This is a genomic window from Mycobacterium xenopi (genome assembly GCF_009936235.1).
Classification (GTDB): domain Bacteria; phylum Actinomycetota; class Actinomycetes; order Mycobacteriales; family Mycobacteriaceae; genus Mycobacterium; species Mycobacterium xenopi.
In genome coordinates, this window is sequence record NZ_AP022314.1 from 2542584 (window position 1) to 2554353 (window position 11770).

An 11770-nucleotide genomic window follows, 5' to 3' on the forward strand; every position below is an offset into this window, starting at 1 on the left:
GGGTTGAGGGGTCGCTCAACCAAACAGCTCAGCAACAATTGCGAGAAGTGAGGCAGGGCATGACCGGTTCGACTAAGACGGTGGCTGACCTCACGCCTCGTCGCCGCAACCCCGTAATCGACTGCGGCGGTGCCCGGATCAGGGCTCAGCAGCGTCATCTGGCCACTGTGGTGACGATCAGCGGCGTCATCGACGCTGCAAACGTCGATCGCGTCAGCGATTCCAGCAGACGTTTCATCCTCGCGGACAGTCCATTCATCCTGGATCTCAGTGGCGTGGATTGCCTGGCAGCGCAAGCTGTTTTCCTCTTGCATCGCGTCGATCACGATTGCTGCGCCGCCCGAGTGGAATGGGCTCTGGTGCCCAGCCATGCAGTACGGCAAGCGCTGTGGATCACCAACGACGATGGTGTTTTTCCTGTCGTGGACTCGGTGCACGAGGCCCTCCGATACTTCGCCGACGCCATCGTCACGCGCCGTCGCTTGCTCCTGCCGCTGCTCACCAAATCCGCATAGCACCCGACGCGCCGACCGCGTACGCTGCTGTGGCATGGGGCTGAAGAAAGCAGCGATCGTCGTGGCCGGTGCTGTCCTGATGGGCTGCGCCGGATCCACCGGCTTTGCCGGCGCCGCCCCTCCGACGCCGTCGCCGCCCGCACCGCCGACACCCCACGCGCAGCCTGGGCATTCTTCGCGACCCGGACCGCCAGCGCCTACGGTGCCGCCTGGGTCGCCGACCCAGACACCGCCCGGACCCAAGACGGTCATCGACCACGACGGGACCTTTGCGGTCGGAACGGACATCCTGCCGGGCACCTACACCTCGGCGGGACCGGTGCAGGGTCGCACCTGCTATTGGAAACGAACCAACGGCAGCGACATCATCGACAACGCGATGACCAAAAAGCCCCAGGTGGTGCAGATCGAGCCGACCGACAAGGCGTTCAAGACCGACGGCTGCCAGCCCTGGCAGAAGAACGATGCGGCAACCGTAGACCCCGGCAAGTCCCCCGCAGAAGCCAAAGTCCAGCTGGACATCCTCAACGGCATTGCCAGCCAGCACGGCGCGGATCAACCACCCAAGCCCTGACTACGGCCGCTTGCATCCGATCACGCGAACCCTCAACGTCGCAATCTTTGGGGGATGCGGCCGGTCTGCCACGCCGAGGCCTAGGTGGTCGCCGCTTCGGCCTCTTGGCCGGCGCCGTTAGCGGCCAGTGAGTCATCCCACCCGTTCAACTGCGCCTCCGCTGGCTGAGGCTGCTCGACGTCGTCCGGCCCGGTTATCGCGCGGAGCGTTGCGATGAGCTCCTTGACCTTTTCCGCTTCGTAGTCGGTGGGTGTGGCGCCGGCCTCGAGAGCGTCGGGAAGGTCCGGCCGAAGCCCGACACCGTTTGCCGCCTCCTGCGCCGATAGTTTGGCGCGAATGCGTGCAGCGTAGAGCTGTTGACCCAAACTCGCTCCTGGCGCTGCGGCGGCGCGCGCCATCAGATCGTCGTAGCGTCTACGGACTTCGCTGAGCGCCACGATCACTGCCGATGTCGACCTGCTGTGGCTGGCTGCGTCGGTTAATGCCGCGCGCAGTTTACGAAGACCGGAAAGAACCACGTCGGCCCGCTTCTGGAATTTCTTGTCCTCGGGGAAGGGCAAAGAATCGATCGCGGCCCGGTACATGTGCATCGCCGCTTCGGCGACATCGACAATCACTTGCGCTTCGCCATTGTTTGGATCGAATTCACCCATGGCTCCTCAATTCTGTGGTGGTGCAGCTCAGTTAGCCGGTCCGCCGTGTTCTTCCGTCACTGCGACGGTTGAATGCATCGGGTAACCGGTGCGATGCACATTACATCGAATTAGTTGCACTCACCGCACCGGTCCCGGCGTCAGGCCAACGCCAACACCGTCCCGTTGCACGCGATGGGCCGATGGCGATCCGCCCAATGGGGGCCTCAGACCGGTGTGCTGTGCGAGATTTGAGTGCCGGACTCCCATTCCGGCCAGGCGTTGTTGAGGATTTTTTCGACCATATCCTCGCGGATGAACGACTCGTCGTAGTGTGCGAGCACGTCGGCGTTCATGGTGCCGAACGTGGTGGCCGGCCGATGCCGCATACCGTTGGTGAAGGCCTGCAAGATGCGTCGTTTGAAATCAGGCCGCGGGTGTGCGGCGGTGACGGCCGCCAGCGCCTCGGGTGACAGATCGTCGCGACCGATGCCGACCACGTCGGTCTCGACACCGGCGGTCACCAAAGCAATTTCCGGTTCGAGGAACTCCGGCACACCGGGAGTGGTATGCAATGCGATGCCAAGCCACACCCTGCGGGCGTCCGTCTCATCGACACCGCGGGCGAGCAGAAAGTCGCGGGCCGCATTAGCGCCGTCAACCTCGAAGCGCAGCGTCGACGTGCGGTAGCGCTCGGTCAATCCCAGGTCGTGGAACATCGCGCCCACGTACAGCAGTTCCAGGTCGGGCTGCAGCCCACGCCGCTGCCCTTGCAGCGCGCCGAACAGAAACACCCGGCGGGAATGGTGAAACAGCAGGTCGTCTTCGGCGTCGCGGATGAAATCGGTCACCTCACGCACCAACGGCGTGTCCGGGATAACGACGCCGGCGATGCTCTCAGTCGTTGAGCTACTCACGGGATGCGGCTCCCTTCGCTGGGCACTGTGTGGTCAGTCTGGGCTGACCAGGGTGTCGCTCGACGGTGTCGGATCGGTCATCTTCCCCACAAATTGCGACAAAATGGTCGAGTGACCGGCCAGAGAGCCAGAGCGCGCGTGGTGGTGATCGTCGTCTTCGACGGGGTGACGCTGTTGGACGTTGCCGGTCCGGCCGAGGTTTTCGTCGAAGCCAACCGATTCGGCGCCAACTACCGTATCGAGATCGCATCTGTTGACGGTCGTGACGTGACTACTTCGATTGGGACGGATTTAGCTGTCACACAACGTATCTCGTCAATCGAGTCTGCTGACACGATCATGGTCGCCGGTGGTGACAACCTGGTCGGGCAGCCGATAGAGCCAGCCCTTGTCGAAGCGGTCAGGTCCGTGCCAAAGCGAACCCGACGCCTGGCGTCCATTTGCACCGGGTCATTCATCCTCGCCCAGGCCGGGCTGCTCAGCGGCCGGCGCGCGACCACGCATTGGAGAGATGCGCGGCTGTTCGCCCGGGCCTTCCCCGATATCACTGTGGAGTCGGACGCTATTTTTGTCCGCGACGGCGATGTCTTCACCTCAGCCGGGGTTTCGGCGGGTATCGACCTTGCGCTGGCCCTGGTCGAGCAGGATTACGGGACTCAGCTGGTTCGCGACGTGGCGCGGTCGCTGGTCGTGTATCTGAAACGCGCCGGGGGGCAGTCGCAATTCTCGGTGCTCGTCGAGAAGGATCCGCCGCCAGACTCTGCGCTGCGCCCGGTGACGGATGCGATCGCAGCCGACCCCGGCGCCAACCACAGCGTCAAACATCTTGCGGCGCACGCATCGTTGAGTACACGGCAGCTGACGCGGCTGTTCCAGTCCGAGCTCGGGACCACCCCGGCGCGCTACGTCGAAATGGTACGCATCGACGCTGCGCGCGCCGCGCTGGATGCTGGCCGCAGCGTCGCCGAGACCGCACGCCTTGCCGGCTTCGGCAGCCCGGAAACCCTCAGGCGGGTTTTCATCAACCATCTGGGCGTCTCACCGAAGACCTACCGCGACCGATTCCGCACCGCAGCAAGCTGAGCGACGCGTTAACGACGTTGCATTGCGACTAATCCGGCGACAGCGAGATCGGTGCGCGCAGGATCGACCTACCACAGCGGAATATCGCTACCATGCTCGGATTTCGGTCGCGGCCCAAAGTAGCGACGCTCTGACTCGTCTATCGCGATGTCGTTGATGCTGGCCTCGCGTCGCGACATCAAACCTGACGGAGCGAACTCCCACAACTCGTTGCCATAACTGCGGTACCACTGGCCTTCGGTGTCATGCCATTCGTATTGGAATCTCACCGCGATTCGATTGTCTCGGAACGCCCAGAGGCTCTTGCGCAGTGCATAATCCAATTCGCGCTGCCACTTGCGAGTCAAGAATTCCACGATCTGATCGTGGCCGATGATGTGCTCGTCGCGGTTGCGCCAGTGCGAGTCAGCGGTGTAAGACGCTGCGACAAGCTCGGGATTGCGAGTGTTCCAGGCGTCCTCTGCAGCCTGGGTTTTCTGGATTGCGGATTCAAGATCGAACGGGGGAAGTGGTGGGCGGCTCTCGGACATTTGCATTACCTCCCGCAGTTGTACGTTTGCCGGTTGCCCGCTCCAGTCTGGAAGCATGGCGACGACGCTGCCAACACGGCGGGCGCGGGCCGATAGCAACCTCGATTGCCGAGTTACGCGTTCACCCGGCGATGCTTCCGCCACCGTCGACCCGGATGATTTGACCGGTGATGTATCCGGCGTCGTCGTCAAGGAGGAAACGGATCGCGTGGGCGATTTCAGCCGGGGTACCGACCCTTTGCAGCGGAATGCTCTGCAAAAGCCGAGCTTCGCGCTCTGACCCACCGGGCTGCGTTGCCGGTACATCTCGGTTTCGGTGGGACCCGGCGCGACTGCGTTCACGGTGATGCCGGTCGAGGCCAGTTCGTTGGCCCAGATGCGGGTGCAGGTCTCCAGCGCGGCCTTGGCTGCCGCATACGGCGTTCGTTCCGGAGTGCCCAGCGTGGTCAATGTCGTGACGTAGACGATGCGGCCCCATCCCTGGGCGCGCATGCCCGGCAGCGCGGCCAACACGACCTGCACTGCGGTACGCACTCAAGTCATAGGTGTCGAACAGGTGATCTAATTCGATCGAGCCGATGACGCCGAAGCGCGCGAATCCTACGTTGTTGACGACGGCACCGACGGCGGCCTCAACGACGATGTGTTCCAGCGTCACCGTGGTCGCGGCCCGATCGGCAACGTCGACCTCGTGAAAACGGTCCCGGAAAATCCGCCGGTGCACTCCGGGCCAGGCCAACCGGCTCATAGCCATCGGCGGCCAGTCGGTCGGCCACTGCCCGACCGATGCCCTTCGACGCACCCGTGATCAACACGTGTCGCGATCCCATTAGTGCTTCCCTTCGAGATCAACCGTGGGGTCGGCTGGATGACACTCTCGCATTGATGGAGGAACCCGGGGTGTGGCGGATCAGCCGTGTTTCCCACAGAAAACGACACGGCGGGCGCTCGCGGATGTTTGACTGTCCTGGCAACGGATCGCGACTGCACAGCCGAAGGACGCGGTGAGTATCGACTACGTGCGCGACGGCCGCATCGTCACCATCACCATCAACCGGCCCGAGACGCGTAACGCCTTGGACATGGAGCACTTCCGGGACCTGGCCCACGCGTGGGCGACTTTTCGTGACGACGCCAACGCATGGGTCGCCGTCATCACCGGTGTCGGCCGGGATTTCTGTATCGGGGCCGATCTGAAGACGTTCATCCCGGAGTTGACCGGCGAGCTGCCGCAACCCGACGGCTGGGACGCGACCGACGCGATTCACGCTGTCTTGCACAGGTTTCCGGTGTACAAGCCGATCGTCGCCGCAGTGAACGGCACGTGTGTCGCCGGAGGATTCGAGATGTTGACCTGCACCGATATTCGCGTCGCCGTGCCCGAGGCCCGGTTTGCGGTGATGGAACCGAAGCGAGGGCTGTTTGCCGGCGGCGGCAGCACGGTGCGGCTGCCGCGCCAGATCCCCTACGCGCTCGCGATGGAGCTACTGCTGACCGCCGACATGGTGGACGCCGATCGCGCGCTCGCCATGGGTCTGATCAACAAGGTGGTGTCGGCCGACCGCTTGATGGACACGGCCTACGACTATGCCGAGCACATCGCGACCAACGCGCCGCTCGCCGTTTTTGCCACCAAGCAGTCAGCCGTCGAGGGGCTGGCGCTCGACCTGCAATCCGCATACGACAACGAGACCCGGCACAGCGACCGCGTTTTCGCCACCGAGGACGCCAAGGAAGGTCCACGCGCCTTCGCCGAGAAGCGGCCGCCCCGATGGCAGGCACGCTGAAATCAGTTGAGCCCGTAAAAGCGCTGCGCGTTGAGCCCGCCGATCTTCGCCCGAGCTTCCTCGCTGATGTCGCTACGTGTGCGGAGATGTTTGGTGCTTTCCGGCCATTCACCGTCCCAGTGCGGGTAGTCGCTGGCGAACATGATGAAGTCCGCGCCGAGCACGTCGATAACCCCGGGCAGGATTGGTTCTTCCGGTTCGCATGTCACCCAGATGTTGCCGGCCTGCAGGTACTCCTGCGGATCACGCCGCCACCCGTGCTCGATCCAGTCTCCCCGCTTCTCGTAATGCTCGTGCAGACGGTCGATGAAGAACGGCACCCAGCCCACACCGGCCTCTAAAAACGCCACCCGCAGCCGGGGATGACGATCGAATACCCCTCCCGAAACCAGCGCCGTCATCGCCGTCATCTGGTCGAACGGGAAGCTGATGCAATGCACCTGGATGTAGTTCGTGAAACGGTCGACGCCGATCTTCGGCAGATGGATACCGGGCGCACCGTGAATGCCCAGCGGCATCTCCAGCTCCTCGGCGGCGGCGTAGAACGGGTCGAGGTCTGGATGATCCAGGTTGCGGGTCTTCAGCGCGGGCGGCACCAGAGTCGCCACCAACCCGAGCTCCTTAGCCTCCCGCATGACGTCGATCGCCACTTGTCCGTGTTCGATCGGCGTCACGGCGACGCCGCGCAGCCGCCCTGCGACGGCGCGCAGTAGTCGGCGATCCACTGGTTGTACAGCCGCGCAAACCCCGCGGCGAACTCCGGATCCTCCAGGCTGGGGGTGCATAGACCCAGGCTCGGATACAACACCATTGTGTCGATGTGGTCGCGGTCGGCGTCGGTGAGCACACCTTCAGTCGACCGGCAGTGGATGTCGGCCGCCTTGCTGATCCCGTGCTCGGGCGGACAACCGGCGCCCGGCCCGCGGTCTTCGGGATATCGACGACCTTCGATGACCAACCTCGGCGTGCCGTCACCACTGGGGTGGACGTATTGCGGCCAGCGCTTGATGGCTTCGACGGCAAGCGTGGGGTTTTCGGCGACGTGTCCGTCGGCATCGATGATTCGCATCGGTTATCCCTGTCGAATTTTCGAGCGTGCAGATGAGTATCTACCAGTCGAAACAGTAACGGGGTGATAAGCAGAAGTCACCGAGCCCAGCCAAATCGCACTGCCACCGACCCGAAGGACCAAGCCAGGATGCCAAATCAGCAGCTACCCCGGGCAGGTAGCCGGTGAGTTCGCGCCTTTTGCCCGTGCTGGCCGCCGTGGTCGTGCTGGCCGCGAGCTGTTCGCATCCGGCGGGTCCGGTTGATGGCACGGCCACTTCGTCAACATCGTCAACGAAGGTCGCGGGATCGAGCAAACCGGCTCCGCCGCGCGCAGGACCGTCCCCGCCCGAGCGCCGCAACGTGTACGCCAGCCCCGGCCGGGGCATTTTCGCCGCCGGTGTGAGCGCCGACCGCCCGCTGGTGTATGTGCCGCACAACCGCTCCGGCGACGTGTGGGAGATCGACCCCGTGACCTATGAGGTGGTCGCGAAATACCCTGTGGGCCGCGAGATTCAGCATGTCGTGCCCGCGCACGACATGCGTACCCTGTACGCCACCGACGACGTCGGCAATCAGATGCTGGCGCTCGACCCGCGCACCGGGCAGCCGGGCGTCAACATCCCGATCCTGGACCCGTACAATCTGTACTTCACGCCCGACGGCCGGTTCGCCATCTCGGTCGCCGAGCGGTTGCGCTCGCTGATCTGGTATAGCCCGGTCACCTGGCAGCTGCTTGACAAGACCCCCATCCCCGAATGTGCGGGCATCAACCACGCCGACTTCTCCGTCGACGGTCACACCGCGGTCTTCAGCTGTGAATTCGCCGGGCGCGTGGCGGTGGTCGACGTCGGCACGCACCGGATGCTGCGCACCGTTGACATGCCGACACGCCATACCCACATGGGCCCACAGGACATCCGGCTCGCCCCCGACGGTTCGGCCTACTACATCGCCGACTGCGACGCCGGCGGGGTGTGGGTACTTGACGGCGGTGCCAACCAGGTCCAGCGGTTCATCGCCACCGGCGCGTGTGCCCACGGGCTGTTCTTTTCCCGGGACGCCACCCGGCTTTTCGTGACTAACCGGTCAGACGGATCAATCTCCGTCCTTGACGCCTACACCGGTGCCCAGATCACATTGTGGCGCCTTCCCGGCGGTGGCAGCCCCGACATGGGCAACATCACCGCCGATGGGAGCCGACTCTGGGTTTCCGGCCGCTACAACAATGTCGTCTATGTGGTCTCTACGACCGACGGAACATTGCTGCACACAGTCAAAGTCGGTAACGAGCCACACGGGTTGACTGTTTGGCCGCAACCCGGCCGCTATTCGCTCGGCCACACCGGCATCACCCGCTGAGTTCTGCGGCGAATTCTGGGCCAGCGACTACAAATCGATGCGATTCCAGAATGGTCACACGCAAGAAACGTTTGCCCTGCAGTGACCTCCAATACCTTACTGTGTGGCCGTTCGCGCATCGGGAGGCAATGTCGGTGAACGGCAAACTGTTTGCAGGAATCGCACGCCGCGAATTCCTGACAGATGTCGCTGTCGTTGGCGGCATCGTTCTTCTCGCGCCATGGGCCGCACCGGCAATCGCCAAAGCTGATGCCGTTGGTGCGGTGCAGGATTCGCCGACAGGATTCGACCCGCAGTTCGCTCTGGATGTTCCGCTGCCCTTGTGTCTAGCTGCATATGCGGTGGAGGAAGGCGGCACCGTGATACTACCGCCGGGATATGTGCAGACCGCTCTGATTCAGGTTGATCGTGCGTTGGCTACCATCACGGCCGAGCGCCATCCGACGGTGACACGGATAGCGGTCGACACCAACATATTTGGGCTGATGGGACGCAACGCCGCGACCCGCACCGCGTTCGTGGCATTCCGCGGCACCGACGACTTCGATGACGTGCTCACCGACCTCGACATCATTCCCGAGAGGTACGCATTGCTGAGCGGATTCGGACATGTACACGCCGGTTTCCAAACCGTCTACCGGCTCGTCCGTGGCAGCATCGCGGCCAACATCGCCGCGGCGTGCGTCGGCTGCGATCAAATCCTGGTAACCGGACACAGCCTTGGTGCGGCCATGGCAGTGCTGGCGGCGCCCGACATTTTCCTGAATATGCCGCCGAACATTCAACCTCGGCTGATCACATTTGCAGGGCCGCGACCAGGCCTGTGTGACTTCGCCAAAGCCTTCAACAATGTCATCAAAAGCTGTTTCCGCGTGGTGAACTTCCTCGATATCGTGCCGTGCCTACCGCCACTGATCTACGTGCAAGTCGGAACCCAGATCGATGTCGACAGCGGCGGGCCAATCGACCCGATATCGCGGCATAGCCTGTTTGCCTACCGGGAGGGACTCGAAAGACTCATAAAACAAGCCTGGTAAAGCATCGCACGTGAAACACTCGTGCCATGGTGATGGCGATCGCGCGTCCCAAGCTCGAGGGCAACATCGCCGTCGGTGAGGATCGCCAATTGGGCTTCGCCGAGTTTGGTGATCCGCAGGGACGCGCCATCTTCTGGCTGCATGGAACTCCCGGCGCGCGCCGGCAGATTCCGGTGGAAGCTCGCGTCTATGCCGAGCAGAAGGGCATCCGGCTGATCGGGGTCGACCGGCCGGGAATCGGCTCGTCCACACCCCACCAATATCCCAATGTTTTGGCATTCGCCGACGACCTGCGCACGGTGGCGGACACGCTTGGCATCGACAAAATGGCTGTTGTCGGCTTGTCGGGCGGCGGGCCTTACACGCTCGCGTGCGGGGCGGCGATGCCTGAGCGGGTGGTGGCCGTCGGAGTGCTCGGTGGGGTGGCCCCCGTGACCGGCCCGGACGCCGTCCGTGGCGGTGCCATGACCCTTGGCTCGCTCCTGGCACCGCTGCTCGAGGCGGTCGGGCTTCCGATCAGGTATGCCGCGGTTGCTCTGGTCTGGCTGGCGCGCCCGGTGGCCCCGCTGGCGCTGCGGCTGTACGCACGGATGTCGCCGGAGGCCGACCGGCACCTACTGCTGCGGCCAGAGTTCGGCGCGATGTTCCTCGACGACCTGCTCAACGGCAGCCGCAAGCAACTCGCCGCCCCGTTCGCCGACATCGTCGTTTTCGCCCGCGATTGGGGATTCCGGCTCGAGCAGGTCAAGGTCCCTGTCCGCTGGTGGCACGGTGACCACGACCACATCGTTCCATTCGCCCACGGGCAGCACGTGGTATCCCGGCTGCCTGATGCTGAGTTGTATCACCTACCCGGGGAAAGCCATCTCGCCGGACTCGGTCGCGGTGAAGAAATCCTGCGCACGATGATGGAGGTCTGGGACCGTGCCGAACGAAAGTAGTTCGCCGCGTTCGATCCTGGGCAGACGGCGGCGGTACGGAAAATGCGATTGCCACAAAGGTTTTCAAGTAGCATCAGCTAGGATCCGCCGCAGCAGGTGCAGCGCCACCGTGGTCGAGCGTTCGCGGATATCAGCTCGGTTGCCGGGCAGCTTGAGGGTTCGGGTGAGCGTACGACCGTCGGCCAGCATCACACAGAAGCACACGGTTCCCACCGGCTTTTCTTCTGTGCCTCCCCCGGGGCCGGCGATCCCGGTGATGGCGATCGCGGTGTCCGCGCCGAACCTGCGCAGCGCACCCTCGGCCATCGCTTCGGCGACCGGCTCGGACACCGCTCCGTGCTCTGCGATCAGGCCCGGATCCACGCCCAGCAGTTCAGTTTTCGCTTCGTTGGCGTAGGCGACCACCCCACCGGCGACATAGGCCGACGAACCCGGCCGCTCCGTTAGCCGCGCCGCCAGCAGCCCGGCAGTGCAGGACTCCGCCGTCGCTATCCAGCGGCCGGCCAACAGCTGGGCCACCTGGTCGTCCACCTGCGAGCCGTCTTCGGAGTAGATGTGCTGCCCATGCCGTTCCCGCAGCAGCTCCGTCAGCTGTTTGTATATGGGTGCGGCATCGGGCTCGTAGCGGGTGACCATTTCGATCTCGCCGCGTCGCAGGCAGGTGGTGATCTCCAGCGAGTCAAAGTTGGGGACGCTCTGTTCCGCCTCGCGCAGTGTCTCGGCCAGCCCCGACTCGGGCAGCCCGAACATCCGCACGGTGTCTTGCCGGTACGTGGTGCGACCGGCGATTGCCTGTTGCACCGCGGGCATCTGCACCGCGGTTCGCCACATCGGCTGCAGCTCGCGTGGCGGTCCCGGCAACACCACGATGGTTGGCTTCCCGGGCACGACGACGCCGGGCGCGGTTCCGACCGGGTCGATCACCTGCGCTCCCGCCGGAACCATGGCCTGCTTGCGGTTGGCGGCGCGCACCGCGTCGAAATCGAGGTCGGTGAAGGTCGAGCTGAGCGATTTGAGGATCGCGGCGATCTTCGCTTCAAGCTCGACGTCCAGTATCAGCTCGCGGCGACAGAATCGCGCCACCGTCTCGATCGTCAGATCGTCGGCCGTCGGTCCCAGCCCGCCGCTGGTGATGATCAGATCCACGCCCTGTTCGGCCATGAAGCGCAGCTGCGCTTCGATATCGTCGCGGCGATCACCGCAAATAGTGATGTGCGCGAGTTCAACACCCAGGTCCAAGAGCCGGTCGGCGATCCAGGGGCCGTTGCGGTCTTGGACCCGCCCGGTCAAGACCTCGGTTCCGGTGACCACGATGCCTGCGCGTGCGCTCACCGGTATGACATTA

General features: G+C 64.0%; 11 protein-coding genes and 2 pseudogenes. 7 read left to right on the forward strand and 6 right to left on the reverse strand.

Annotated elements, in window-relative coordinates:
• Window positions 1-59: 59 nt before the first annotated feature.
• Together MYXE_RS11855 and MYXE_RS24515 are read left to right on the forward strand one after the other, a co-directional pair.
• Complete coding sequence (locus MYXE_RS11855; protein ID WP_003920635.1) at window positions 60-515, forward strand: STAS domain-containing protein; 456 nt, start codon at window positions 60-62, stop codon at window positions 513-515.
• Between the two features lie 34 nt (window positions 516-549).
• Window positions 550-1089, forward strand: coding sequence for a hypothetical protein (locus MYXE_RS24515; protein WP_003920634.1), 540 nt, complete (start codon window positions 550-552; stop codon window positions 1087-1089).
• An 80-nt stretch (window positions 1090-1169) separates the two neighbouring features.
• On the opposite strand, the gene MYXE_RS11865 is transcribed toward MYXE_RS24515, so the two are convergent.
• Window positions 1170-1742: a forkhead-associated protein gene (locus MYXE_RS11865; protein WP_085197560.1), complete on the reverse strand. Its 573-nt coding sequence runs from the start codon at window positions 1740-1742 to the stop codon at window positions 1170-1172.
• A gap of 206 nt (window positions 1743-1948) precedes the next feature.
• Window positions 1949-2638, reverse strand: coding sequence for an HD domain-containing protein (locus MYXE_RS11870; protein WP_085197562.1), 690 nt, complete (start codon window positions 2636-2638; stop codon window positions 1949-1951).
• Between the two features lie 138 nt (window positions 2639-2776).
• Between MYXE_RS11870 and MYXE_RS11875 the strand changes: the two genes are divergently transcribed.
• Complete coding sequence (locus MYXE_RS11875) at window positions 2777-3721, forward strand: GlxA family transcriptional regulator (RefSeq protein ID WP_003920631.1); 945 nt, start codon at window positions 2777-2779, stop codon at window positions 3719-3721.
• 68 nt (window positions 3722-3789) lie between these two features.
• On the opposite strand, the gene MYXE_RS11880 is transcribed toward MYXE_RS11875, so the two are convergent.
• Entirely contained in the window at window positions 3790-4251 is a 462-nt protein-coding gene (locus MYXE_RS11880) for a nuclear transport factor 2 family protein (protein ID WP_003920630.1), read from the reverse strand.
• Between the two features lie 121 nt (window positions 4252-4372).
• Window positions 4373-5081: pseudogene (locus MYXE_RS11885) on the reverse strand (SDR family oxidoreductase).
• 174 nt (window positions 5082-5255) lie between these two features.
• On the opposite strand from MYXE_RS11885, the gene MYXE_RS11890 reads away from it, so the two are divergent.
• Entirely contained in the window at window positions 5256-6038 is a 783-nt protein-coding gene (locus MYXE_RS11890; protein ID WP_085197564.1) for an enoyl-CoA hydratase/isomerase family protein, read from the forward strand.
• Window positions 6039-6040: 2 nt separating this feature from the next.
• Here MYXE_RS11890 and MYXE_RS11895 read toward each other — a convergent pair.
• Window positions 6041-7107: pseudogene (locus MYXE_RS11895) on the reverse strand (amidohydrolase family protein).
• Window positions 7108-7271: 164 nt separating this feature from the next.
• Between MYXE_RS11895 and MYXE_RS11900 the strand changes: the two are divergent.
• From MYXE_RS11900 to MYXE_RS11910, 3 genes are all read left to right on the forward strand, one after another.
• On the forward strand, window positions 7272-8447 hold the full coding sequence (locus MYXE_RS11900) for a YncE family protein (protein WP_085197566.1): 1176 nt from the start codon (window positions 7272-7274) through the stop codon (window positions 8445-8447).
• Between the two features lie 134 nt (window positions 8448-8581).
• A complete protein-coding gene (locus MYXE_RS11905; protein ID WP_232061600.1) occupies window positions 8582-9484 on the forward strand; it encodes a lipase family protein in 903 nt (300 codons plus the stop codon).
• A gap of 26 nt (window positions 9485-9510) precedes the next feature.
• Window positions 9511-10425 carry an alpha/beta fold hydrolase gene (locus MYXE_RS11910; protein ID WP_085197571.1) on the forward strand — a complete coding sequence of 305 codons (915 nt, stop codon included), beginning with the start codon at window positions 9511-9513 and terminating at the stop codon, window positions 10423-10425.
• 63 nt (window positions 10426-10488) lie between these two features.
• Here MYXE_RS11910 and MYXE_RS11915 read toward each other — a convergent pair whose 3' ends face one another.
• Window positions 10489-11757, reverse strand: coding sequence for a competence/damage-inducible protein A (locus MYXE_RS11915; protein WP_462931580.1), 1269 nt, complete (start codon window positions 11755-11757; stop codon window positions 10489-10491).
• Between the last annotated feature and the right edge of the window lie 13 nt (window positions 11758-11770).

What these genes read in the sequence shown, in the direction of transcription:
- MYXE_RS11880 (WP_003920630.1), bottom strand. Translation starts at nt 4,251, where the DNA reads ATGTCCGAGAGCCGCCCACCACTTCCCCCGTTCGATCTTGAATCCGCA.
- MYXE_RS24515 (WP_003920634.1), top strand. Translation starts at nt 550, where the DNA reads ATGGGGCTGAAGAAAGCAGCGATCGTCGTGGCCGGTGCTGTCCTGATG.
- MYXE_RS11855 (WP_003920635.1), top strand. Translation starts at nt 60, where the DNA reads ATGACCGGTTCGACTAAGACGGTGGCTGACCTCACGCCTCGTCGCCGC.
- MYXE_RS11865 (WP_085197560.1), bottom strand. Translation starts at nt 1,742, where the DNA reads ATGGGTGAATTCGATCCAAACAATGGCGAAGCGCAAGTGATTGTCGAT.
- MYXE_RS11910 (WP_085197571.1), top strand. Translation starts at nt 9,511, where the DNA reads ATGGTGATGGCGATCGCGCGTCCCAAGCTCGAGGGCAACATCGCCGTC.